Source organism: Amycolatopsis sp. NPDC023774 (assembly GCF_040639695.1).
Classification (GTDB): domain Bacteria; phylum Actinomycetota; class Actinomycetes; order Mycobacteriales; family Pseudonocardiaceae; genus Amycolatopsis.
In genome coordinates this window covers 1-22,034 of the sequence record NZ_JBFAAJ010000033.1, presented here as the reverse complement: position 1 = coordinate 22,034, position 22,034 = coordinate 1, and the positions used below count along the sequence as shown (strand labels likewise).

Below are 22,034 nucleotides of genomic sequence, written 5' to 3'. Positions count from 1 at the left end.
GGATGGCCGACCGTTCTGACGTGGCCGGTTTGCGCGGCGCCGCCCTGCTCGACGCCCTCGACCGCGTCGCACTCGACGGCCTCGACGTCAACACCGTCGCCGACGCACTCGACCCCCGCGAACTCGGCCGCGACGACTTCCGCCGCCTGCTCTCGTCACTCATGCGCCTGTCGGAAGACTTCCCGGCGTTCTCCCTGACCAAGATCGACCCGACGCGCTTCGCCACGCTCGTCTCGCGCGCCTCCCGAGCGCAATTGGAGGCCGTCGTCGCCTCCCGCCCCCTGCGCGAACGCGTGCTCGACGAGATCTTCGCCCGCATGGGCGCGCACATCCGCGTGGACCGCGCCCGCTCGCTCGACGCCGTCATCCGCTGGCGCCTCTCCGGCGGCACCGGCGCGGGCGGCTATGACCGCTACGCCACATCCATCTCCGGCGGCTCGTGCACGGTCTCGCGGACCGTCGAGGGCGCCCGCCCCCGCGTCACGATTACATTGTCCCCGGTCGACTTCTTCCGCATCATCACGCACCAGGCAACTCCCGCCGTGCTGTTCGTGACGGGCAAAATCAAGGTGAAAGGCGACCTCGCATTCGCGGCCGGCTTGATCGGCTACTTCGACCTCCCGAAGCCCGCCTGAGCCGTTGGACTTCGTTTCCGTGTCCCGATTCCCGCGTTCCCGTTCCGCCGCCACCGAGGGGCACGCGGTCAACGGCTTCGCCCGCGAGCTGGACGTCGGCAAGCTCACGCCCGCGCAGTTCGTGCAGGTCCTGGAAACCTTGCACATGCTCGGAAACGCGGGCGCCGGCATCGAACTGAGCAGCCTGACCACCCAAGCCCTGGTCGACTTCGTCCATCGCGCCTCCCGCGACCAACTCAAGGCACTCGCCGACCACCCCGAGTTACGCGCGGTCTTCCTCGACGAGATTTTCCGCAGAATGTCCGTGCATTTCCGCGCCGACCGCGCCCGCCACGTCGACTTCGTCGTTTCCTGGCGCTTTTCCGGCGGCACCGGCGAAGACGGCTACGACCGCTTCCAAACCGTCATCGAATCCGGCGCGTGCGTCTCGAGCACCGACCTGTCCCGCACCCCGGACACCACCCTCACCCTCTCGGTCGACGACTTCATCCGCATGGCCACCGGCATCTCCGCCCCCGCGGCGATGTTCGTGACAGGCCGCGTGAAGGTCAAGGGCGAATACGCGCCAGCGGTGCGGTTCTCTAGCTACTTCGACATCCCGAAGCCCAGCACTGGCGAGTAGCTCAGCCGAGCGCATGCCGAGGGCCGCGTTCCGTGGTGAACGCGTGGAGCGAATCGTGCGCCGCGCGGCGCACCTCGGCGGCCAGCCGCTCGTCTTCGAGGGTCTCGAAGGACATGAAGGCACCGAGGCGGAGCAAGCGCTTGAGGAAATCCTTCAGCAGGTCGGTGGCGTTCACTCCGCCGGTGTCGATCTCTTGCCATACGCGGAGGATCGAGCGGACCAGCTGCGGACTGCCACCGAGTGCTCGCCGGCGTGCGTAGATCTGGTCGAACGCAGCTTCTCCGAGGATGGTCAAGGCAGCGTAGGGCTCGGTGCTGTCGGGATCGTGGACTAGGTGCGCACGCCACCAGAGACGGCCGAAAACGTGCCGAGTGAGGTCCTTGGCGAGGAAGCGCTCGTCGGTCCGCTTCTCGAACCGCCAGAAGGAGACGTCCGGCAGGACGACGAGCGCCAGGAACGCCCAGATGTCCCGCGCTGCTGCCTCTGCGGGCGCCAACCCCGACGTCTGGTGCAGCAACACTGCGATCTTCCGATCGAAGTTCGTTTGATCGTTCGTTGTCGCTCGGCCGGGAAAACCCGCCTCGCGCGCTGCGGCGACGATCGCCTGGCGGAGTTTCTCGAGATCCTTCTCCCGGACGCGGTCGCCGCCCGTCGCGGCGTAGACGGCGGAGTCATGGCGCAGCGCGACCTGCTGTTCGAGGTCCTCGATCGCCAGCGCCTGGTACTGGTCGTACAACGCCTGTGCCTGGCGGGGCAGCAGGCGCGGGAACAAGACGCTCATCAGGACTCCTCGAAGATCCGAACGGCGTGCTGCAGCTCGGTGGCGAACGCGGTCGGCGATTGTTCCCGGGTCCGGCGCAGGTGGGTCACACTCTGGCCGGGGAAGAACCGCCCGATGAGAGCTTGCAGCGTGCCGCCGATGCTTTCCTCACCGTAGTCGGCCTCCAGATTGAAGTCCTGGTCCTGCAACGCGTATTCGACCAGCGTGCGGGCGACGTCCGTGTGGACCGTGGAGAGCACCACGCGATCGACGGCCCGAGGCTTGGCCGCGTTCCGCATGGCGTCGACGAGCACCTGCTTGCGTTCGTTCACCAGCAGGAGCAGCGCGCCCATGGTGGCAGTCTCGAGGTCGCCGCCGATTTCCACGTGCCAGCCGGCGCCTTCGGGGTACTGGGTCTTGGAGAAATCGACCACAGCGATCGGGAAGAGTGGCGCGTCGCCCTGGAGGCGGGTGCTGTAGTCGGCAGACCACAGGATGGAGCCGGCCCTTCGGGGCGAGGCGAGTGCGCCTGCCTCTGAGTATTCGGCGAGCACCAACGTCGTTTCCAGCTTCAATACGCCGCCGAGCTGGCTTCCCGGCAGCACCGCGCCGAGCTCGACCTTGGCGACACCCGCCTCGGGAAGGATGATGCGGTCACCGGCGGCTTTCAACCCTGAACCAGACGCGGTCCAGACCATCGCCAGCGTCAGCTTCGCCGAGGCCGGGAGGCCGGTGACCTGCCGCACGAGACCCACGTCGACGGTGACCGATTGCCGCAACGAAAGGTCCGTTCGGTAGTCCCAGTCCGGCAAGGCGTCCGGCAGCTCGGTCGGGACGTCGTCGATGAGCCACTGCCACGGTCCGGGAACTACCGAGCCGTGGGGTGCAGTGCGGTACGGCGGCGCCTGGGTACTCAACGAAGCGCCTCCTCGCGCCGGGCGGTCACGGTGATCTCGGTGGTCGTGTCCGGTGCCGGGCGGACCAGGACACGCCATACGTCTTCGCTGCCTTCGAGGACCTGGCTCTGTTCGGTGCGAAGCTCGCCGTCCGGACCTTCCCAGCCGAAGAACTGCGGTTCGTCGGCTCCCCGCGGCGGGTCGGTTTCGCGACTGCTGGTGCCTGCCAACGCGACACCGAAGTCGGCGGCGCACCGATGCAGGCCGGGTGTGGTGATCCGGAACGCCTGGATCAGCACGACGTGCCCGGCGCGGATCTCGTAAGACGGCGAATCGAGGTATTCCACCCGGGGCCGCCGTCCGTTCGACGTGCCGGGTTCGGGACGGATGTCCGGCGCCGGAGCCAAGCTCGCTCCGACATCGCTGCCTGCGCCGGAATCGAAGAGGTCGCCGGAACGCTGAGAGGCGCTGGTCTCTGTGATGGGAGCGACCGGCTTGAACGCCTGTCGATAGTCGGACGCGCCGCCGACGCCCCAGGAGCCCGCCACGAGGTCGGAGAAGGTGCGGCTGGCTGCACCCAAAGCAATCTCGGACGATCCCGTCTTGACCCGGCCGTCCACGTCGATCAGTTCTTCGACGTGTTCCTTGATACGCGTGAAAGTCGTCTTGACATAGGTCTTGTCACGTCCCTCGAGAGACTGCCAGTGCCAAGCGTCGTGCGTCGGTGGTTCGGAAGCGGCGAAGGCGCTGTCGAGCTCTGCGGCGGCGCGGAAAACACCGGCGTACGAGACGTACTCCGCCGGAGGCTTGGGGCCGGCGTGGTAGGTGACCACCAACTCGGCAGTCCGCATCAGACAGACGTGGTGGACAGTGCTGCCGATGCCGGCTGCAACACCGGCCGGAGTTTCGGCGAACGGCGAAACGAACCGCTTCTCGAGCCCCAGATTGCCGAGTTTCGCCTTGGGGTTGTAGCAGCGCAGTTCCTTGTGGTCCTCGTCCGACTGCATCGCCTCGTGCGCCGCGACAAACATGTCCAGAGGCGTGGTCTCGCGCGGGTCCGGTACGGGCACGGTCATCCCGTCGCACTGCACCGAGAACCGCATCGGCGGAATGCCGTCGTCGGACCCGGCGAGCATTTTCGGCCAGAGGTTCCAGGCGATCGTCTCGGCGAGGTACTCCCCCGCCTCCTGGATTTTTCGCTCACCGAGGTCGGGATCGATGACGACGACTGTCGTGCCGGTCTCCCGCCGGCCGAAGGGGCGCAGCCCCAATCGTTCCGCGGTGGCGTCGGCTTCTGCACCGACGAGCGGCTCGACCACACCGTCCGCAGAGACAGCGCCCCACCAGTGGCGACCGGTGTACCGCCGTCCGGACAGACCTTCGCCCTCCGCATAGCTCTTCCAGAGTGCGCAGCCCATCAACCGCGTCTCGAAGCCGCCCGAAACCTTGCATCGCGTGTGGACTAGCACGGTCCCAGGCTTGCTTAGGAGATAGAAGATCCCTTTGCCGAATCCGTAGGTGCCGCCGCCGAGCTCGGTGTCCCGCGGCTCGCCGATGTTCCGGATGAACGAGACGAAGTCGTGGTTCTCGACCACCGCGTTGTCCGCGCGGGTCGGGCCGCCCAAGCCGGTCGTCCCGCGGTCGGAGACCGTCAAGACGCGGATTGCCGGGCTCGAGATCGCCTGCCGGAGCGGCAGGTTCTCGTGGACGGGAACGCGTCGGGTGAGCAGTTCCCGCCATGCCGGCGCGTGAGCCGGGCTCACGACCTTCAGATCGAGGTGGTAGTCGACCGTCGTATCGCCGGTTCGCGCGTCCCAACTGTTCTGGGCCGACTCGCGCACGAGGATCGTCAGCAGGTCCAGCTCGGGCCTGCCGAGCTGGTTGCGGATGCCCTCGGCTGCGCTCGCCCCTTCGGGCGGGAACGTCTGGGAGTGCCAGGCTGGTTCGGTCACTTGTTCTCCTGGGTGATCCGAATGATCCGATCGCGGATGCCGGGGTCGTCCGTGACCTGCGGCTGCTGTTGATCGAGGTCGAGGGTGTAGTCGAGGTCGGAGATTCCCTGTAGCGCCGATGACGGGTCGATGCGCGGGAAGTCCTTGCCGACCTCGTACCAGCGTTGTTCGCGAACGGCGAAGCGCACTTCCCCATAGAGGTCCGCATCGGCGGGGCGGTAGCCGCCTTCGGCGAGCTTGAAGAGCAGCCCGTTGTCGTCGTCGCCGGCCTGGCGCGCGTCTTCGACCAGGTCGGCGATCGTCCGGCCCTGCTCTGCAACCCGTTCGAGCCGGACCCACACCAGGTCGAGGTCTCCGTGCGGCGGGGGCTGGAGCTGCTCGACGCCGTGGATGCGGACCTTCCGGTCGGTCGTGGCAGTGGAGGTCTTCACCTCGATGCCCTGCGTCCCGACTGTGAAGTCGTGTCGGTGTCCGGAGGGGCCCGTCCAGAAGTCGACCGCCGTGCTCTCTCCGGCGAGCAGCTCGTTAAGCACCACAAGTTCGCCGAAGAGCCCTGCCAGCCGGTCGGCGGTCAACGGTACCGGTGAATGCTGGAACAGGGCCCGCCACTGTGCCAAGACCGTGTAAAGCGCTTTCAGAGGTCGCTCGGGCGCTTCTTCGACGGCGGCGAGGACGTCGGCAACGAGGCCGGTGAACACCTCGTCGAGATCCCTGCGGAGGCAACCGAGATTGGCGTAGCGCTCGTAGACCTTGCCATTCTCGAGCGGTCGTTCGCGAACGGTCAGCGCAGTTCCGCCTCGGTCGGGCCGGACGTGCTGGTGCGCGGTCAACGGCACGAGCAGGTGGCGGTTTCCCACGTGGTCCACGGCTGCGAGCACCGGGCCCAGCGGCGTCGTCACCGGGAGATCGGAAGTGCGGACGTGCCCCGGGCCGGACACCTGCTCCTCTTCGAGGCGTTCCCAGTGGTCGTCTACGACCTTCCGCAACAGTGCGGGCATCAGTCGTCCACCGCGTCGAGGGCGCTCAGGTCCTCCTCTTCGATGCGGACCTTCGACAGGTTCGTGGCCACGTACTGCCACTCGACCGTCGAATCCGTCGTCGAGGGCGCGGGGAAGACAAGCCCGACGCCGATGACATCAGCCGCCGCGTTCAGCGCGCGGCGAGGGACGCGGGTTTCAGCCTTCGATTCCTTGGGCTGGGAATCCTTGTCGATTGCATAGAGCGCCAGCAACGCCGTCTCGGGACTTTGCCGCGTGCGGAGCGCGAAAATCATCTGCTCGGTCAACTCACCGCGTACCGACGAGATGTCAAGATCGATTGCAGCGTCTCGACGGCTCATAAGCGTCTTGATGTCGACAGAGGTGGGGTCGTCGCCCTCCAACGCTGAACGAGTGACCATGCGAACGGTGAAATCGTCGGCAAAGGTGAACGCCTTTGGGTCAGAGTCCTTTCCCGCCGCCCCGCCGATCAGTGCGATGTTCCACCTTCGCAGCGCACCCGACTTGTCGATGCGCTTGGCGATGTACTCGGTCAACAGCTTCGAGTCGCACTCCTGCGACCGTGCGTCGAACTGGTACTCGCGGAGGAAATCGGTCACGAGGTCGTGGGGAACTCCGCGGACAAGATGATTTCCGTCGGTCACCGACGCGTCGGGGCTGCCTTCCAGCGCGGCGTTCTCGACCAGTTTGCGAGCTGCCGCCTGGTTGGCGGCAAGCCACTCGTGATCGGTGTGGAAGTACCGGGTTTGAACCCGCTTGCCGCCGTACGCCGACGCGGACGGCACCGCGTTGGTCATCTTGGCGGCAGCCGTCACCCGCAACGATGGGTGCGTGCGCAGACGGACCGCGAACGTCATCGGCGTTCTGTCCTCGACCATGTAGACGTCGATGTCTCGGCGCATCTCGCTCTCGACGGTCGCGATGTGGCGGAACCAGTCACGCAGCTCGTCGGTCATCCAGATCCGAGGCAGATCGGCGTAGCCGTTGCGGAAGCCGAACCACCGTCCCATCTGCAGGAGCGTGTCGTAAGCAGACACCGAGCGCACGAAGAAGCTCACCGCGAGACCTTCGAGTGTCAAGCCACGGGACAGGGTGTTGCCACCGACTGCGATCGCGACCACCGGGCCGTTCTCGTAGTCCAACCGGTCCTTGCTGCCGGAGTTGTCCATGATGATCCTGCAGTCGCGCAGGACACCGGGCAGCAGCGGCTCGAGTTCCTCGAACAGCACCGGGTGTTCGCCGAACAATCCAGCCGGCACCCTCGAAGTTTCCTTCTCCCAGAGCTCGCGCAGTTCGTCGAGGAGCCGGGCGTCGCCCGCGCGGAGCAGCAGTTCGTTATCGTCACGGAGTTTGGTCAGCGGGCGCTCGAAGCTGTTGTGGACGGCGGTGTTGACGCTGGTATGCACCAGCATCGTGGAGTGCGGGTTGCCCGTATTGCGAACTCGGCGCGCAGCGGTACTCAGCCAGAAGTAGCGAACCGCAGTGCGGAGCGACTCCGTCATGACCGGATGGAAGCTTTCGGCGTCGGCGCGCGAGCTCGGGCGCACCAGGTCCACTTCGGAGTCGGGGACTTCGCGGATCATGTCGTAGCCGTCGAAGACGTGCTCGGGGTCCTCCCCGTCCATCACGTCTCGGCCGAACAGCACTTCGGTGCCGAAGTGTCCCTGCGGCTTGGGCAGGTTGACGATGAAGTGCTCGGGGTAGAGGTTCTTGGCCGAGGGATCGATCAGGAGGTTCGCGAACGGAGTAGCGGTGTAGCCCACGTACGCAGATTTCGGCAACCGGCCGAGGATCTCGATGATGAGGGGGTTGATCGTCTCGGTGGCGACCGTGGCCTGGTCGGCTTCGTCGTCGATGATCAATGCGGGGCAGTCGGCCAGGTACTCCGAAGCCGTTTCGAGCCACGCCGAGAACTTCTCGAGGACTCGGGGGTTCTTCTTGATCACGCACAGGACGTACTGCTTGCTGCTGTCGGCCAGATAGGAGGCGGCGTTGGCGGGTGGCGTGAAGTCCTTGTCCGGGTCGGTGAGCTGGTGCCACCGTGAGGGATTCGGCTTTACCAGCTGCTCGACGAGCCGGAGCTGAGTCTGCCTGCGCAAACCGTTGTGGATGCCGGCGAGGACGATGAAGAGCTTGTAGCCACGGTCAGCCGCCTTCGCCGTGACGGCGGTGAAGTTGGTGGTCTTGCCGGATTGGACGTAGCCGACGACTAGACCCTTGGTCGAAAACGTCCGCTCTCGCGGATGGCTCAGCAGCGACACGACCTTGGTCGAAGCCCCGTCGAGGTCTTCGAGGCTCTTGTCCGACCAGCCCGAGTCTCGTAACAGATCTTCCAGTGCCGGCCAGCACCGGTCCTTCGGCCGCGGACCCGAATACCAGGTAAGCCGGTTGTCGACGACGACGCTTCGCGGTTCCTCGCGCTCCCTTATCCGGATGGTCTCGCGTTCATGGCGTTCGGCGATCCGCTGCAACAGCTCGTCCGGCGCTCCGAACAGCTCCATCTTCTTGATCGCGGTCTCCGGAGTGCCGGAGTCCACCAAGTCGAGGAACGCCGAATACTGCTGGTCGAACTTGTCGGTCACCAATCCTCCATCTGCGTGCCCGGCCGCGTCGACTGTTCACGCCGCCCCATCCACCGTAGGACTTGTCGGCGGCCCCGTCAGGGATGTTCGAAGAGCGACCCCTGACAGGGGGCGCGCCCTTGGCAACGCAACGCGCTCCGTCACCGGTCGTCGCACGGGCGGCCGCCTTTGTTACTCCGTGCGGTCACGAATTCGTCACGCCGACATGAGCGTGGAGTGAAGTACTCGCCGGCGTGTCGGGTTCGGGACTCCTCCGGACTTGTCGTACCCGGCTTATAGACTTCTACCCCATGACCGACGGACAGGCGCCTTCGCCGACATCTGCGCAGGTCGAGATGGTGGACCTGTTTGCCGGTCCGGGTGGTCTCGACGTCGCGGCGCACTGGCTCGGAGTATCCGTTACCGGGGTCGAGGTGGACGGCGATGCTTGTGCAACCCGCAAGAGCGCGGGGCTGCTCACGAAGCAGGGAGATGTTCGCCATTCCAAGCCGATCGACTACCCGGAAGCCCGCATCCTCACCGGTGGCCCGCCTTGCCAGACTTACACAGTCGCAGGAAAGGGCGAAGGGCGCGGTCTTCTCGCGCAGGTGTTCAACTTCGTCGTGGCAATGGCCGGCGGCGCGGATGTCTCGGAAGAGCTGGCCGAGCTGGAGGACGAACGCACAGGTTTGGTCTTGGAACCACTGCGCTGGGTGATCGATGCCGCTGAGCGCGGCGCGCCGTACGAGTCCATCGTGCTGGAGCAAGTTCCTGCTGTCCTGCCCGTGTGGCAGCTGTTCGAGATGGTGCTCCTGGCACGTGGTTACAGCGTCGATTGCGGCATCCTCCACACTGAGGAGTTCGGTGTTCCCCAGACCCGGCGACGAGCGATCCTGATCGCAAGGTTGAACGGCGAGGCGTGGTTGCCCCGGCCCACACACCGTCGTTACTACCGCGGTAAAGCCCGTGGGGAGGGCGATCAGCGCCTCCGCCCGTGGAAGACCATGGGCGAAGCACTCGGGTGGTCGGAGGCCTTCACTGTGGTCTCCAACTATGGCACCGGCGGCGATCCCAAGGCACGAGGCGAAAGGCTTTCGACGCAGCCTGCCTTCACGGTGACCGGCAAAGTGTCGCGCAATCGGCTCGTCGGGCGGGGCAAGGGGTTGCCCGAGCGTTTCACCGATCACGAGGCCGGCAGGCTCCAGACCTTCCCGCACGACTACCCCTGGTCGGGTCGGGGTATCGCGCAGCAGATCGGCAACGCGATCCCGCCTCGGCTGGCCGCCCACGTCCTGGCCGCGGCGCTCGGCAAAGAGCTGGACGTGGCTGTGCTGGACAAGTGCGTCAAACGGAGCTGGAAGGAGACCCGCAACGGCGTCGAAGGTCTGGTCAAGAACCCCGACTAGCTCTTCGAGCGCCGCTCGCTGACTGCGGCGATCACCCGATCCGCAGCGGTTTCCACGGCTTCATGTTCCCAGATGCGGACCGAGACCCAACCGGCATCGTGGAGGCGAGTGTCCGTGTCGGCGTCGCGGCGGCGGTTGGTTTCGATCTTGGCGCGCCAGAAGTCGGCATTGTTTTTGGGCCAAGTCGCGTGGTCGGGGCAGCCATGCCAGAAGCAGCCGTCCACGAAGACCGCGACGCGTGCCGGGCCGAACACCAGGTCGGCCTCGCGGCGGACGCCCTTCACCGGTCGGCGATGTACGCGGTAGCGGTAGCCGGCGGCGTGAAGGATCTTGCGCAAGGCGATTTCGATCCCGGTGTCACGGGACTTCTGCTTGCTCATGCGGGCGCGCACCGCGGACGTGGTGTTCAGGCTCTCCACGGCGGACATTGTGGCATCGGAGGCTGTCGCGGGCCGTCTAACCCTCGACGATCCGCCCCTCAATCACCGGATGCTGACTCGGCCGGGGATCCTCCGCCACGACCTCGCTGTCCACCACCATCACCGGCCCCCGGCGCTGGTTCGCGTACCGAATGGCGCGCTTCTCAGCCCGACGCAGCCACCACCGGCGCACCAGCGCGCGCGAGGGCGGGAGCAGCACGAACAACCCCAGCAGGTCGCTGACGAAGCCCGGCACCATGATCAGGATGCCGCCCACGGCGATGAGCATGCCGTCGGTCAGTTCTTTGTCGGCGGGGCGGCCCGCTTGGGCCTTGGTGACGAAGGCGCGCATCGCCTTGCCGCCCTCGCGGCGCGCGAGCCAGGAGCCCACGAAGGCGCCCGCGATGAGCAGCGCGATCGTGCCGAGGACGCCCACCAGGGAGCCCACGGCCCAGATCGCGGCGACCTCGGCGATGACGTAGAGCAGGAACGCGACAGCCATACCTTCTCAACGAACGAGGTGTCCGGTTTTCTCCCGACCCGCGAGACGCCTAGACCGCGAGCAGGAAAGCCGCGACGTCCGCGCGGGTGCACAGCAGGTGGTGGCGGGCCTGCGGGGCGTCCGCGGCCACCGACGCCAAGAGGCGGCTGCGGTGCGTACGCGGCCAGTCCCAGATCCACTTCACGAAATCGCGGTCCAGCTTCGAGACGCAGCCGGGCGCTTGGGTGTCGCGGCCGCGTTCGCGCAGGTGGCGCAGCAGAACGCGGCGCAGACTGGTCGTGCGGGAGACGTCGAGGAACACGACGGTGTCGGCCAGCGGCAGGCGTAGGTCGAAACTGGAGCTGTAGTTGCCCTCGATCACCCAGCCGTCCGTGGTGACGGCGGCGGCCTGCGCGGCGCGGAACTCCTCGGGCGGCGCCGGCACCCAGCCGGGGCGCCAGTACAGCTGGTCGAGGTGGGTGACGGGTACGTTCAGCATCGCGCCGAGGCGCCGGGCGAGGGTGGATTTGCCGCTGCCGGAGGGGCCGAGGACGAGGACACGCCGCTTCACCGCGTGAACCCTAAGGCAGCAGCCCGCAGAGCAGCAGCCCAATTATCAGCAGGTCAGGGCCACGGGTGAGCTGCCGCAGCAAACCGGTCGGGATGAGGACGCCCTCGTACAACACCAGCCCCATCGACGAGAACTCGAACGGGCCGCGCGTGACGGTCCGCACCACGGAGTACGCGGCCACCACCACAGCGACCAGCGAGCCGAACGTCACCGGAACGCCGAGCAGCGCGACCACAGCCGCCCAGCAGGCCGCCAGCGCGACCAGCACCGAAGCCATCACCAGCCGCAGGCGCAGCTCCGACGCGTCGAGCCAGCGGCGCAGACCCGGCACGCGGTGCAGCTGCGCGATCGGCGCGGCGAACGGCAGCAAGGCCAGATAAGAGCCGAGCCCGAGCAGCCAAACCGACGTCACGCCCGGGAACGTCGTGTGGGTGGCCGTCACGGCGAGTGCCAAGAACACCGGCAGGCCCAACGCGTGGCGGCGTGCGAGAGTCCCTGTCACGACGTACCGCGTGACGATGAAGCGACCGTCCAACGCGCGGCGCCAGCGGACGGGGCGGCCGGCGGGGAGCAGGGCCCACACGTCGAGGAACGCCGCCGACGTGCGGCGCACCAAGCGTTCGCGGAAGTGCTGCACGAGGGTGTCCCGCGTCGGGGAAAGGGATGGTGACCAGGCCAGCAGCAACGCGGCGGCCGAGGACAGCGCAGCGAATATCCACAGTGGAGTGTCGGGGAAGACGCCCAGGACGGCCGGTACGAGCGGCAGCACGGCCTCACCGAACAAGGGCCGGCGGCGGGCCATCACCAGCGCCAGCGCCGCCACGGCGACGAACAGCGCGAGCGGTCCCACCACGTCCGGCGGAAAACCGATGAGCACCCCAGCGACGACGAAGAAGTACGCGACCGTCGCGAACCGCACGGCCCAGCCCGCCAGCAGCCGCCGGCGCAGCACGGCCTCACGGCGGCCGTCGAAGTCCGACCAGGTCAGCGTGGCGGGGTCGGCCCACACGTGGCCGCGCCGCAGCGTCGCGCGCCACGCGAGCGCGAGGCCGGCGCACAAGACGGCCACGCTGCCGTCCGCCCCGACCGCCGCGTCGCCGATCAGCTGCGACCGCACGAGCGCGGTGTTGTAGAGCGGTGAGCCGAGCAGGCCCACCGCGATGAACACGCCGAGCAGCACGTCGGGGCGCTTCAACGAGGCCATCGGGTGGCTGCGGCCGACACCGACGGGCAGCGACCGGGAGTCGGCCGAGCGCGGGGTGCCGAAGCGGCTCAACCGGTTCACCGGGTCTCGCCGACGAGCTGCGTTGCGCGGCACCACGCGATGAACACCACGAACCGCTTCACAGCTCGACCACGTAATCAGCCACGGCCTCGACCAGCACCGCGTCGTGGCTCGCCACCACCACAGCCGCGCCGGACGACAGGCTCGTCGACACCAGGGCCACCAGCCCGGCGCGACCGGTCGAGTCCAGCGCACGCTCCGGTTCGTCCAGCAACAGCACCGAATGCGGCCGCGCGACGGCCGCGTGCAACAACAGCCGCCGACGCTGGCCGGCGGAAAGGTCGCCTGCGGGAACGTCCGCGCGCGAGGCCAGCGAGGCCGGCACCGCGCAGGGCCCGCCGAACGAACGGCCCACCAGTCCAGGTGCTGCCGCGGGGTCAGCTCGTCGAACAGCGCCGAGTCGTCCAGCACCGCAGAGACACGCCGCCGGAACGGAGCCGATCGTTCGTCCGGCGCGCGCCCGCAGACGGAGACGGTGCCGGACGTCAGCGCCTGCGTCCCGTACAGGCAGCGCAGCAGCGTGGACTTGCCGGCACCGTTCGCGCCCGTGATGACCAGGCACTCGCCGGCGTCGACAGCCAGGTCCAGCTCCTCGAAGAGCACCGCCGGACCCGCCGTGACGCCGAGCCCCGTCGTCTGAACCAGCATGTCCGTCACACTAGATAGGCCTGCGCCTGCAACGTGAACAGTTCGGCGTATCCCGCCTGAGCCGCCATGAGCTCCTCGTGCGTGCCGTACTCGGCGACCTTGCCGTGGTCCAGCAACAAAATCCGCTCAGCCTGGCGGACGGTCGAGAACCGGTGCGAGATGTACAGCGTCGTGCGGCCGGCGGCCAGGGAGCGCAGGCGGGTGAACAGGTCGTGTTCGGCCTGGGCGTCGAGGGCGGACGTCGGTTCGTCGAGGATCAGAATGGGGGCCTCGCGCTGGAAGGCGCGGGCGAGGGCGATCTTCTGCCACTCGCCGCCCGACAGTGAGACGCCCTGGTCGAACCAGCGGCCCAACGGCGAGTCGTAGCCGGACGGCAGGCGTTCGATGCGTTCGTCGGCGCCGGCGCGGCGAGCGGAGTCCTCGATGTGGGGGCGGTCTTCCAGCCGGTGGAGGTCGCCCAGGCCGATGTTCTCCGCCGCCGTGCCTTGGTATGTCACGTAGTCCTGGAACATCGCGCTGATCTGGGTGCGCAGCTCGTCCGGGTCGTACGAGCGGATGTCCACGCCGTCGAGCAGGATGCGGCCGCCGGTGGGGTCGTAGAGCCGGCACAACAGCTTGAAGAGGGTGGACTTGCCCGCACCGTTGCGGCCGACCACGGCCACCGTCTCGCCCGGCCGGATCTCGAACGACACCCCGTCCAGGGCCGGTTCTTCGGCGCCCGGGTAGGTGAAGCTGACCGACTCGAAGCGGATGTGTCCCTCCACAGTGGACGGCAACGGCAACGGCGAGTCGGGCGCCACGATCTCGGGCGAAGTGTCCAGGAAGCGGTACAGCGTGTCCAGGTACAGATTGTTCTCGTACATCCCCGAAAACGCGGTGAACAAGCCTGAGACCGAAGCCTGCACCGACGTCGCCGCCGCGGTGTACAGCGCCAGGTCGCCCAGCGTCAGGCGCCCACCGACGGCCTCCAGCGCGATGTACAACGCGATCGCCGAGCCGGCCAGCGTCGACAGCAGCCCCCACGACGTCGAGCTCACGTTGCGGCGAACCGTCAGCCGCCGTTGCCGCTCGTACGACACCACGCCGAGCCGCCGGAACCGCTCCACGAAGTACGGCCCGAGGCCGTACAGCTTCGTCTCCTTCGCGTACGTGTCGGTCGTGACCAGCGAGGACAGGTAGTCCATCCGCCGCTTGATCGGCGACATCAGGAACGTCAGCCAGAACGCGCGCGACCCGTACTTCGACTGCGAGATGAACGCCGGGATCGGCGCGAGCAGCGCCACCAGCGCCAGCAGCGGGCTGATCGACACCAGCAACGCGATCATGCTCGAGAACGTGATCGCCGTGCGCACCAGCCCCAGCGCCGAAGTCATCATCGACAACGGCCGCGTCGGCGCCTCCTGCGCGGCCTGGCGCAGCATGTCGTACGACGCGGAGCCCTCGAAGTACGCCAGCTGCAGCTTGCTCGCGTGGTCCATCACCTGGTGGCGGATGGTCAGCGTCATGCGTTCCTGCAGCAGCGTCTGTGCGATCGACGTGATCGCATTGCTGATCGCGGTCGCGGCCAGCACACCGAACTGGAACAGTGTGATCCGCACGATGTCGCCGGTCGAGCCCTTGTGCTGGATGGCCGCGACGACGGCGTCCAGCAGCAGCTTCGCGATGTACGCCGTGGCCGTCGGCAGCAAGCCGGAGAGCAGCGTGACCAGCGCCAGCAGGATGGTGAGCGTCGGGCTGGCCTGCCACGTCAGCCGCGCGACCTTCGGCAGGCCGCGGACAGTGCCGTTCACCGACGTCTTCATCCGGCCGAACCGCGACTTCAGGTCTTTGGGCTGGTCCGGCTGCGGGGGTTCCGGGATGTCGACGGGACCGGTCAGGCCACTGTCGGGCACCGTCTGCGCCGGTCTGCGCCCCCGGCCGCCGGGTCGTCCGCCCGGCATGAATCCGCCTGGGATCACGCGGACACCGCGCCGTGCAGGAAGACGTCGATCATCTCAGTGGTCTCCGGCGAACCGGGCATCGCCCGGCTCTGCGCGAACAGCATCGAGACGAACAGGGAAGCGGCCTTGTTCACCGGCAGCCGCAAGCGGTCGGCGTCCGGGACGAACAGCTCACGGACGGCGCGGTGCATCGCCTCGAACGACTCGCGCCGGCTGTCGCCGGTCACCGACTTGCGGTTGCGCGCCTCCTCCGGGCGCGTCCGGCCGGCCCGGGTCGCACCCATCACGGCACCCAGCCGCTGCAGGTGCGCGGTCAGTGCGTCGACGGCTTCCAGCAGCCGCCTCTCCAACGGCAGCTCACTCGGGATCTCTCCGATCATCTCCAACGCCTCCCCCGGGTCGAGCGCGGCTTCCACGCACGCGTCGAACAGTTCGTCCTTGTCGGTGAACACGCGGAAGATGGTGCCTTCGCCGATACCGGCCGCCCTGGCGATCTGCGCGGTGGTGACCGCCCGGCCGTGTTCCACGACCAGCGGGAGCACCGCGCGCACGATCATCCGGCGGCGGTCGTCGGGCGCCATCCCCGGCGCACGTTTCCTCGTCTCCATGCGAACCACGCTACGGAGTGAGTGCTCACTCCGTCAACTCGGTAACACGATGCGACGTGCCGTCGACTTGGGGACGCACATCCGCCGACCCGAGGAGCCCCGGTGCGCGGTAAGCCGTTCGACGAGCCCACCGCGGGACGCCTGCGCCAGGCGCGCGAGGTCGTCCGGCCGGTCAACCCCGAGGCTCCGCGCGCTGGGTGCGCGTCCACAACCGTCCCTACGCCGATCGCATCGGCGCCGGCGTGATCCTCAACCGCGGCATCCCTTGGGGCGACAAGGAAGCCGCTCGGCCGACGCGCTCGTTGTGCCCATGCGCCGCACGCACACCGGCGAGGTGATCGGCGTCGTTGGGTTCCCGCGCGGGCTGTGGGCAGGAACCGGTGAGCTGGTTGCGGCCCGGAAACGATCCGGGCCGCAACCGTGCCGGACCGGATCAGTACGTGATCGCCACCGCCGGGTCGGCGAGCAGCGCGCCGACGTCGGCGAGGAACTCCGAGCCCTGCTGGCCGTCGACCACGCGGTGGTCGAAGCTCAGCGACAGCTGCATCACCTTGCGGACCTTGATCTCGCCGTCCACGACCCACGGGGTGTCGCGGATCGCGCCGACCGCGAGGATCGCCGACTCGCCCGGGTTGATGATGGGCGTGCCGGTGTCGACGCCGAAGACGCCGACGTTGGTGATCGTGAACGTGCCGTTCGCCATCGCCGCGGGCGTGGTCTTACCCTCGCGCGCGACGTCGGTGAGCTCGGTCAGCGCGACGGCCAGCTGCTTGAGTGACATCGCGTCGGCGTCGAAGATCTTCGGCACCACGAGCCCGCGCGGGGTCGCCGCGGCGATGCCCAGGTGCACGTAGTCCTTGTAGACGATCTCCTGCGCCGCCTCGTCCCACACCGCGTTGACGTCGGGCGTGCGCTTCGCCGCGAGGCACACGGCCTTGGCGGCGAACGCGAGCGGCGTCAGCTTCACGCCGCTGAACTCACGTGATTTCTTGAGCTTCTCGCGCAGCTCCATCATCGGCGTGACGTCGACGGTCAGGAACTCCGTGACGTGCGGTGCCGTGTAGGCGCTCTGGACCATCGCGGCCGCGGTGGCCTTGCGGACGCCCTTGATCGGCACGCGACGCTCGCGGGTGGCGGCGTCGTAAGTGGTGTCCACCGTGGACGGCACGGCGGCTGTCGGGGCAGAGCCGTTGGCCGCGCGCTCGACGTCTTCGCGGGTGATGACGCCGCCGTCGGCGGTGCCGGTGAGGGCGTGGAGGTCGATGCCGAGGTTCTTGGCGAGCTTGCGCACCGGCGGCTTGGCCAGCGGCACGTAACCACCTGCCGGCTCCTGCTTCGCCACGGGCTCCGGCGTGCGCCCCAATGTGGCGGTGGTTGCGTTGGGCGCACCCAATGCGGCATGGGGGCGTTTACGGGCCCGCCGTTTCGTTTCCACCGCCTTGGAGCCGTAGCCGACCAGCGGCTTCATCTCCTCCTCGGCCGGAGCAGCGGCTTCCGGAGCAGCAGCCGGCGCCGCCTTGCCGTCGGGATCGACGTCCAGGGTCAGCAACGGAGCCCCGACCTCGACCGTCTGCCCCACGTCGACGAGCAGTTCGGTGATCACCCCGGCCCACGGGATCGGCAGCTCGACAGCGGCCTTGGCGGTCTCGACCTCGACCACGATCTGGTTGACCGTGACCGCGTCGCCCGGCTTCACGTGCCAGGCGAGGATGTCGGCCTCGGTCAGCCCCTCTGCCGTGTCCGACAGGGGGAACTGTTTGTACTCAGGCATTTCAGCGGGGTCCCCCTTACCAGTTCAGCGAGCGGTCGACGGCATGCAGCACGCGGTCCAGGTCGGGGAGGTAGTGCTCCTCGAGCTTGGCCGGCGGGTACGGCGTGTCGAAACCGGCGACGCGCAGGACGGGGGACTCCAGGGAGTAGAAGCACTCCTGCTGCACGCGGGCCGCGATCTCCGAGGTCAGCGACGACTCGGACGGCGCCTCGCTCACGGCGATCAGCCGGCCGGTCTTGCGCACCGACTCGAACACCGGACCCAGGTCGAGCGGCGAGAGCGTGCGCAGGTCGATGACCTCGAGCGACTGGCCCTCGTCCTCGGCGGCCGCGGCGGCGTCGAGCGCCACCTTCACCGACGGACCGTAGGCGACGACGGTCGCGGTGGTCCCCTCGCGCACCACGCGCGAGCCGAACACGCGGCCCGGCGAGGTGTCGGTGTCGACCTCCATCTTCAGCGCGCCCGAGTGATAGAGCTTCTTGGGCTCGAAGAAGAGGATCGGGTCGTCGGAGCGGATGGCCTCCTGGATGCCCCAGTAGGCGTCGACCGCGTTGGAGATCGAGACGACCTTGAGGCCGGCGATGTGCGAGAACAGCGACTCGGGCGACTCCGAGTGGTGCTCCACCGCGCCGATCCCGCCGCCGAACGGCACGCGGATCACCACGGGCATCTTGATCTTGCCCTGCGTGCGGTAGTGCAGCTTCGCCAGCTGCGACGAGATCTGGTCGAACCCGGGGAAGATGAACCCCTCGAACTGGATCTCGCACACTGGCCGGAACCCGCGCACGGCCAGGCCCACGGCGGTGCCGATGATGCCCGACTCGGCCAGCGGAGTGTCGAGCACGCGCTGCTCGCCGAAGTCCTTCTGCAGGCCGTCGGTGATGCGGAAGACGCCGCCGAGCTTGCCGACGTCCTCACCCATGATCAGGACCTTCGGGTCCTCTTCCATCGCGCGGCGCAGGCCGAGGTTGATGGCCTTGCCGATCGTGAGCTTCTGCAGGTCGGCCATCAGTGCTCACCCGCCGTCGCGAAACCGTCCAAGTAGGACAGGAACTCTTCCCGCTCCGCGTCGAGAACCGGCGACGGCTCGGCGTAGACGTTGGCGAAGATCCGCTCTGGCGGCGGCTCCGGCATGTTGAACGTGTAGTCGCGAAGCTGCGTCGCGAACTCGTCGGCTTCGGCCTGCACCTGGTCGAAGAAGTCGTGGTCCGCGCCGCCGCCACGCGCGAGGTAGGCCCGCACGCGCTCGATCGGGTCCTTGAGCTTCCACTCCTCCAGCTCGTCGGAGAGCCGATAGCGGGTGGGGTCGTCGGTGGTGGTGTGGGCGTCCATCCGGTAGGTGAAGGCCTCGATCAGCACCGGGCCGTTGCCGTGCCGGCACTCCTCCAGCGCCCACCGGGTGACGGCGAGGCAGGCGAGCACGTCGTTGCCGTCCACGCGGATGCCGGGGAAGCCGTAGCCGCGGGCACGCTGGTACAGCGGCAGGCGCGACTGGCGCTCGGTCGGCTCGGAGATGGCCCACTGGTTGTTCTGGCAGAAGAAGACGAGCGGCGCGTCGTAGACGGCGGCCCAGACGAAGCCTTCGTGCACGTCGCCCTGCGAAGTGGCGCCGTCGCCGAAGTAGCAGATCGTGGCTTCGCCGTCGTCGTCCCCGACCTTGCCTTCGAACTTCTGCCCCATCGCGTACCCGGCCGCGTTGAGGACCTGGTTGCCGATGACGATCGTGTACGGGTGGAAGCCGTGGGCCTTGAAGTCCCAGCCGCCGTGGTCCGTGCACCGGAAGATGCCGAGCAGCTCCCGCAGATCCACGCCGCGCGTGTACGCGACGCCGTGCTCGCGGTAGCTCGGGAACGCCATGTCGGTGGGCTTCAGCGCGCGGCCGGAACCGATCTGCGCGGCCTCCTGACCCAGCAGCGGGACCCAGATCCCCAGCTGCCCCTGGCGCTGCATCGCGTTGGCCTCGCGGTCGGCGCGGCGCACCAGCACCATGTCGCGGTACAGGTTCCGCAGCACCTCGTCGTCGACGTCGGTGACGTACTTGTCGAACTGCGGCGACGGGATTCGCTGACCTTCGGGGGTGAGCAGCTGAGTCAGCTCAGCGCCACCTTCGCTCGTTGCTCGCAGACCCGCGATCACCTGTTCGGGCGAGGGCTTGGCCGCGATGGCGGCGGGCCCGTCTCCAGGTTCCGGGTGCGTCCACTGTTCGGACGGCATGCGCAGTATCTCCTCGGTGTCGGCGCCGCGGTGGCCGCTTGTGGCGGCCACAGCGACTGCACCGGCGGGGACCTGCGCCCCGGGTTCGGGGCGCCTGGCCACCGTCGGCGTTGACGGTTCTCGCCGCCATCCTGGCACGAAGCCCGGTGCGATGGTGAGCCGCGGATGCCGATTTGTTGCTGAGATCCGGGCGCCTGAACAGGCAAAACGCTGGGAGATCCGAGTATGGGACGGACGATCATCGGGAATCCGCACCGCTGCCCACCAGGCGTCACCGGGCAGGCACGGCGTGCGCCGGGCGGTGCGCCTCACCGGCTCGGACGCCGTCGTGACGTCGGTCACCGTGGCAGGATGGCCGGCGTGGAACAGAAATCCGTACGTGAAACCGTGGTCTCGACGTGGATCAACGACGTCGTGCCGAGCCTGTCCGGTCTCGTCGCGATCCCGGCGTTGTCCCCGGCATTCGACGCGGACTGGGCCGCGAGCGGTCACCTCGCCGCGGCCGTCGAACACGTGAAGGCGTTCATCGCCGGGCGTGACCTGCCGGGCGTGTCGATCGAGGTCGTGCAGCTCGAGGGGCGTTCCCCGCTGCTGTTCGTGGACGTGCCCGCCACCGCGGGCGCCACGGGCAAGCCGACCGTGCTGATGTACGGCCACCTCGACAAGCAGCCCCCGGTCGGCGGCTGGTCCGAGGGCCTGGGCCCGTGGACGCCGGTGATCCGCGACGGGCGCCTCTACGGCCGCGGCTCCGTCGACGACGGCTACTCCGGCTACGCGGCCGTGTCCGCGCTCGAGGCCGTGCGCGCGGCCGGCGGCGAGCACGCGCACACCGTGTTGCTCCTGGAGACGGGTGAGGAGTCGGGCAGCCCCGACCTGCCGGCGTATGTCGAGCACCTCAGCGCGCGGCTCGGGGAGGTCGGCCTCGTCGTCTGCCTCGACGCGGGCGGCATGGACTACGAGCGGCTGTGGCTGACGACGAGCCTGCGCGGCATGCTGCACCTCACCGTCACCGTGCAGCTGCTGGCGACGGCGCAGCACTCCGGCCTGGCCAGCGGCGTGGTCGCTTCGTCGTTCCGCGTGCTTCGGCAGCTGCTGGAGCGCATCGAGAGCGGCGAGACGGGCGAGATCAAGCTCGCGGAGCTGAACGTCGAGGTGCCGGCGAGTCGCCTGGCCGAGATCGAGGCCGTGGCCGAGGTGGCGCCCGAGAAGCTGCGGACCGCGTTCCCGCTGGTCAGCGGCGGCCGGACGATGTCGGAAGACGCGCTGGAGCTGCTGCTGAACAACTACTGGCGGCCGACGTTGTCGATCATCGGCGCCGACGGCTTCCCGCGGCCCGCCAACGCCGGCAACGTGCTGCGCGAGAGCACCACGCTCACGCTGAGCTTCCGCCTGCCGCCCACGGCCGAGGCGGCTCCTGCTCTTGAAGCCGTGAAGCGGGCGCTGACCACGGACGTGCCGTACGGCGCATCGGTGACCATCCACGAAGACGCGCAGGCCGAGAACGGCTGGAACGCGCCCGAGGAGGCGCCGTGGCTCTCGGCCGCGCTGCGCCGCGTCAGCGACGAGGTGTTCGGCCGCCCCCATCGCGCCGCCGGCATGGGCGGGTCGATCCCGTTCATGGGCCTGCTCGGCGAGAAGTACCCGCAGGCGCAGTTCCTGGTCACGGGCGCGTGCGGCGCGGATTCCAACATCCACGTGCCGGACGAGTGGCTGAACCTGGACTACGCGCAGCAGGTCACCGAGGCCGTCGCGCACATCCTGGACGCCCACGCGCGCAGCTGAGGCCGCCGTGAAAAGTCCCGGCGCCGGTTGACTGGTGCCGGGACTTTCCCAACCGCGGGTGCTCCACTGTAGACGGGCTGTGGTTTGGACCACACACTGTTCGCGTCTCAGCTGACACCGGGAGTCACGACTGCATAGGGTGAAACTGCGCCGTAACGTACAGGTGCTGTGCTTCCCCGCTAACGAGTGGCAATATGCGTGCTCTCGACAGTTGAGAACTACGAGGAGTGACGAAGTGGCCCGAGGACACCAGATGAAGGCGCTCGCCCTTCTCCCGGCTTTCGCGCTGGTCGGCCTGACCATGGCCTGCGGCGCGGGCGGCAGTGGCGCGGGCGATGCGGGGGGCAGCAGCTCAGCGGCTGCGGCTCCTGGGGGCTCGTCGGACATCCCGGCCGTGGCCAAGGACGACAAGCTCGCCGCGATGGTGCCGGCTTCGGTCACCAGCGACGGCAAGATCCTGGTCGGTCAGGACCAGAGCTACCCGC

The 22,034-nt window shown here is 68.3% G+C and carries 19 protein-coding genes and 2 pseudogenes; 5 read left to right on the top strand and 16 right to left on the bottom strand.

Going from position 1 to position 22,034, the window contains the following annotated elements; translation table 11 throughout:
* Nucleotides 1-2 precede the first annotated feature (2 nt).
* Nucleotides 3-635, top strand: coding sequence for an SCP2 sterol-binding domain-containing protein (locus tag AB0F91_RS39280; protein ID WP_360606217.1), 633 nt, complete (start codon nt 3-5; stop codon nt 633-635).
* A gap of 19 nt (nt 636-654) precedes the next feature.
* Entirely contained in the window at nt 655-1,257 is a 603-nt protein-coding gene (locus tag AB0F91_RS39275; protein ID WP_360606215.1) for an SCP2 sterol-binding domain-containing protein, read from the top strand.
* Nucleotide 1,258: 1 nt separating this feature from the next.
* Here AB0F91_RS39275 and AB0F91_RS39270 read toward each other — a convergent pair whose 3' ends face one another.
* The 5 genes from AB0F91_RS39270 to AB0F91_RS39250 all read right to left on the bottom strand — a co-directional run bounded on the left by AB0F91_RS39270 (nt 1,259) and on the right by AB0F91_RS39250 (nt 8,334).
* Nucleotides 1,259-2,038 carry a DUF6339 family protein gene (locus AB0F91_RS39270; protein WP_360606213.1) on the bottom strand — a complete coding sequence of 260 codons (780 nt, stop codon included), beginning with the start codon at nt 2,036-2,038 and terminating at the stop codon, nt 1,259-1,261.
* Nucleotides 2,038-2,829 (bottom strand): hypothetical protein, encoded by a 792-nt coding sequence (locus AB0F91_RS39265; protein WP_360606211.1) that lies wholly within the window; start codon nt 2,827-2,829, stop codon nt 2,038-2,040. Before AB0F91_RS39265 ends, AB0F91_RS39270 begins: the two co-directional genes overlap by 1 nt.
* 101 nt (nt 2,830-2,930) lie before the next feature.
* Nucleotides 2,931-4,865: a hypothetical protein gene (locus tag AB0F91_RS39260; RefSeq protein ID WP_360606209.1), complete on the bottom strand. Its 1,935-nt coding sequence runs from the start codon at nt 4,863-4,865 to the stop codon at nt 2,931-2,933.
* Nucleotides 4,862-5,863, bottom strand: a complete 1,002-nt coding sequence (locus AB0F91_RS39255; RefSeq protein WP_360606207.1) for a PD-(D/E)XK motif protein — start codon at nt 5,861-5,863, stop codon at nt 4,862-4,864. The genes AB0F91_RS39260 and AB0F91_RS39255 overlap by 4 nt, the downstream gene beginning before the upstream one ends.
* Complete coding sequence (locus AB0F91_RS39250; RefSeq protein WP_360606205.1) at nt 5,863-8,334, bottom strand: Z1 domain-containing protein; 2,472 nt, start codon at nt 8,332-8,334, stop codon at nt 5,863-5,865. The genes AB0F91_RS39255 and AB0F91_RS39250 overlap by 1 nt, the downstream gene beginning before the upstream one ends.
* Nucleotides 8,335-8,735: 401 nt before the next feature.
* Here AB0F91_RS39250 and AB0F91_RS39245 point away from each other — a divergent pair, with 401 nt between their 5' ends.
* Nucleotides 8,736-9,830, top strand: coding sequence for a DNA cytosine methyltransferase (locus AB0F91_RS39245; protein ID WP_360606203.1), 1,095 nt, complete (start codon nt 8,736-8,738; stop codon nt 9,828-9,830).
* Here AB0F91_RS39245 and AB0F91_RS39240 read toward each other — a convergent pair.
* From AB0F91_RS39240 to pdhA, 11 genes and pseudogenes are all read right to left on the bottom strand, one after another.
* On the bottom strand, nt 9,827-10,258 hold the full coding sequence (locus AB0F91_RS39240; protein ID WP_360606202.1) for a very short patch repair endonuclease: 432 nt from the start codon (nt 10,256-10,258) through the stop codon (nt 9,827-9,829). The genes AB0F91_RS39245 and AB0F91_RS39240 overlap by 4 nt on opposite strands.
* Before the next feature lie 28 nt (nt 10,259-10,286).
* Nucleotides 10,287-10,751, bottom strand: a complete 465-nt coding sequence (locus AB0F91_RS39235) for an FxsA family protein (protein ID WP_360606200.1) — start codon at nt 10,749-10,751, stop codon at nt 10,287-10,289.
* Nucleotides 10,752-10,800: 49 nt separating this feature from the next.
* Entirely contained in the window at nt 10,801-11,301 is a 501-nt protein-coding gene (locus AB0F91_RS39230) for a DNA topology modulation protein FlaR (protein WP_360606198.1), read from the bottom strand.
* Between the two features lie 10 nt (nt 11,302-11,311).
* Nucleotides 11,312-12,586: a hypothetical protein gene (locus AB0F91_RS39225; RefSeq protein WP_360606317.1), complete on the bottom strand. Its 1,275-nt coding sequence runs from the start codon at nt 12,584-12,586 to the stop codon at nt 11,312-11,314.
* Between the two features lie 58 nt (nt 12,587-12,644).
* Nucleotides 12,645-12,941 (bottom strand): ABC transporter ATP-binding protein, encoded by a 297-nt coding sequence (locus tag AB0F91_RS39220; protein WP_360606315.1) that lies wholly within the window; start codon nt 12,939-12,941, stop codon nt 12,645-12,647.
* A gap of 56 nt (nt 12,942-12,997) precedes the next feature.
* Nucleotides 12,998-13,234: pseudogene (locus AB0F91_RS39215) on the bottom strand (ABC transporter ATP-binding protein); the annotation flags it as partial.
* A 5-nt stretch (nt 13,235-13,239) separates the two neighbouring features.
* On the bottom strand, nt 13,240-15,174 hold the full coding sequence (locus AB0F91_RS39210; RefSeq protein WP_360606313.1) for an ABC transporter ATP-binding protein: 1,935 nt from the start codon (nt 15,172-15,174) through the stop codon (nt 13,240-13,242).
* Between the two features lie 14 nt (nt 15,175-15,188).
* Complete coding sequence (locus tag AB0F91_RS39205) at nt 15,189-15,755, bottom strand: TetR/AcrR family transcriptional regulator (protein ID WP_360606311.1); 567 nt, start codon at nt 15,753-15,755, stop codon at nt 15,189-15,191.
* Nucleotides 15,756-16,215: 460 nt separating this feature from the next.
* Nucleotides 16,216-17,553: a dihydrolipoamide acetyltransferase family protein gene (locus tag AB0F91_RS39200; protein WP_360606196.1), complete on the bottom strand. Its 1,338-nt coding sequence runs from the start codon at nt 17,551-17,553 to the stop codon at nt 16,216-16,218.
* A gap of 16 nt (nt 17,554-17,569) precedes the next feature.
* Nucleotides 17,570-18,562, bottom strand: a complete 993-nt coding sequence (locus AB0F91_RS39195) for an alpha-ketoacid dehydrogenase subunit beta (protein ID WP_360606194.1) — start codon at nt 18,560-18,562, stop codon at nt 17,570-17,572.
* Nucleotides 18,562-19,767 (bottom strand): pyruvate dehydrogenase (acetyl-transferring) E1 component subunit alpha, encoded by a 1,206-nt coding sequence (pdhA, locus tag AB0F91_RS39190; protein WP_360606192.1) that lies wholly within the window; start codon nt 19,765-19,767, stop codon nt 18,562-18,564. Before pdhA ends, AB0F91_RS39195 begins: the two co-directional genes overlap by 1 nt.
* 351 nt (nt 19,768-20,118) lie before the next feature.
* Between pdhA and AB0F91_RS39185 the strand changes: the two genes are divergently transcribed.
* Both AB0F91_RS39185 and AB0F91_RS39180 read left to right on the top strand, forming a co-directional pair.
* Nucleotides 20,119-21,549: a M20/M25/M40 family metallo-hydrolase gene (locus AB0F91_RS39185; RefSeq protein WP_360606190.1), complete on the top strand. Its 1,431-nt coding sequence runs from the start codon at nt 20,119-20,121 to the stop codon at nt 21,547-21,549.
* Nucleotides 21,550-21,802: 253 nt separating this feature from the next.
* A pseudogene (locus AB0F91_RS39180) lies at nt 21,803-22,034 on the top strand (ABC transporter substrate-binding protein); the annotation flags it as partial.

Coding starts and splice junctions, on each gene's coding strand:
- AB0F91_RS39280 (WP_360606217.1), top strand. CDS start 3: ATGGCCGACCGTTCTGACGTGGCCGGTTTGCGCGGCGCCGCCCTGCTC.
- AB0F91_RS39270 (WP_360606213.1), bottom strand. CDS start 2,038: ATGAGCGTCTTGTTCCCGCGCCTGCTGCCCCGCCAGGCACAGGCGTTG.
- AB0F91_RS39255 (WP_360606207.1), bottom strand. CDS start 5,863: ATGCCCGCACTGTTGCGGAAGGTCGTAGACGACCACTGGGAACGCCTC.
- AB0F91_RS39245 (WP_360606203.1), top strand. CDS start 8,736: ATGACCGACGGACAGGCGCCTTCGCCGACATCTGCGCAGGTCGAGATG.
- AB0F91_RS39240 (WP_360606202.1), bottom strand. CDS start 10,258: ATGTCCGCCGTGGAGAGCCTGAACACCACGTCCGCGGTGCGCGCCCGC.
- AB0F91_RS39235 (WP_360606200.1), bottom strand. CDS start 10,751: ATGGCTGTCGCGTTCCTGCTCTACGTCATCGCCGAGGTCGCCGCGATC.
- AB0F91_RS39210 (WP_360606313.1), bottom strand. CDS start 15,174: ATGCCGGGCGGACGACCCGGCGGCCGGGGGCGCAGACCGGCGCAGACG.
- AB0F91_RS39205 (WP_360606311.1), bottom strand. CDS start 15,755: ATGGCGCCCGACGACCGCCGCCGGATGATCGTGCGCGCGGTGCTCCCG.
- AB0F91_RS39200 (WP_360606196.1), bottom strand. CDS start 17,553: ATGCCTGAGTACAAACAGTTCCCCCTGTCGGACACGGCAGAGGGGCTG.
- AB0F91_RS39195 (WP_360606194.1), bottom strand. CDS start 18,562: ATGGCCGACCTGCAGAAGCTCACGATCGGCAAGGCCATCAACCTCGGC.
- pdhA (WP_360606192.1), bottom strand. CDS start 19,767: ATGCCGTCCGAACAGTGGACGCACCCGGAACCTGGAGACGGGCCCGCC.
- AB0F91_RS39185 (WP_360606190.1), top strand. CDS start 20,119: ATGGCCGGCGTGGAACAGAAATCCGTACGTGAAACCGTGGTCTCGACG.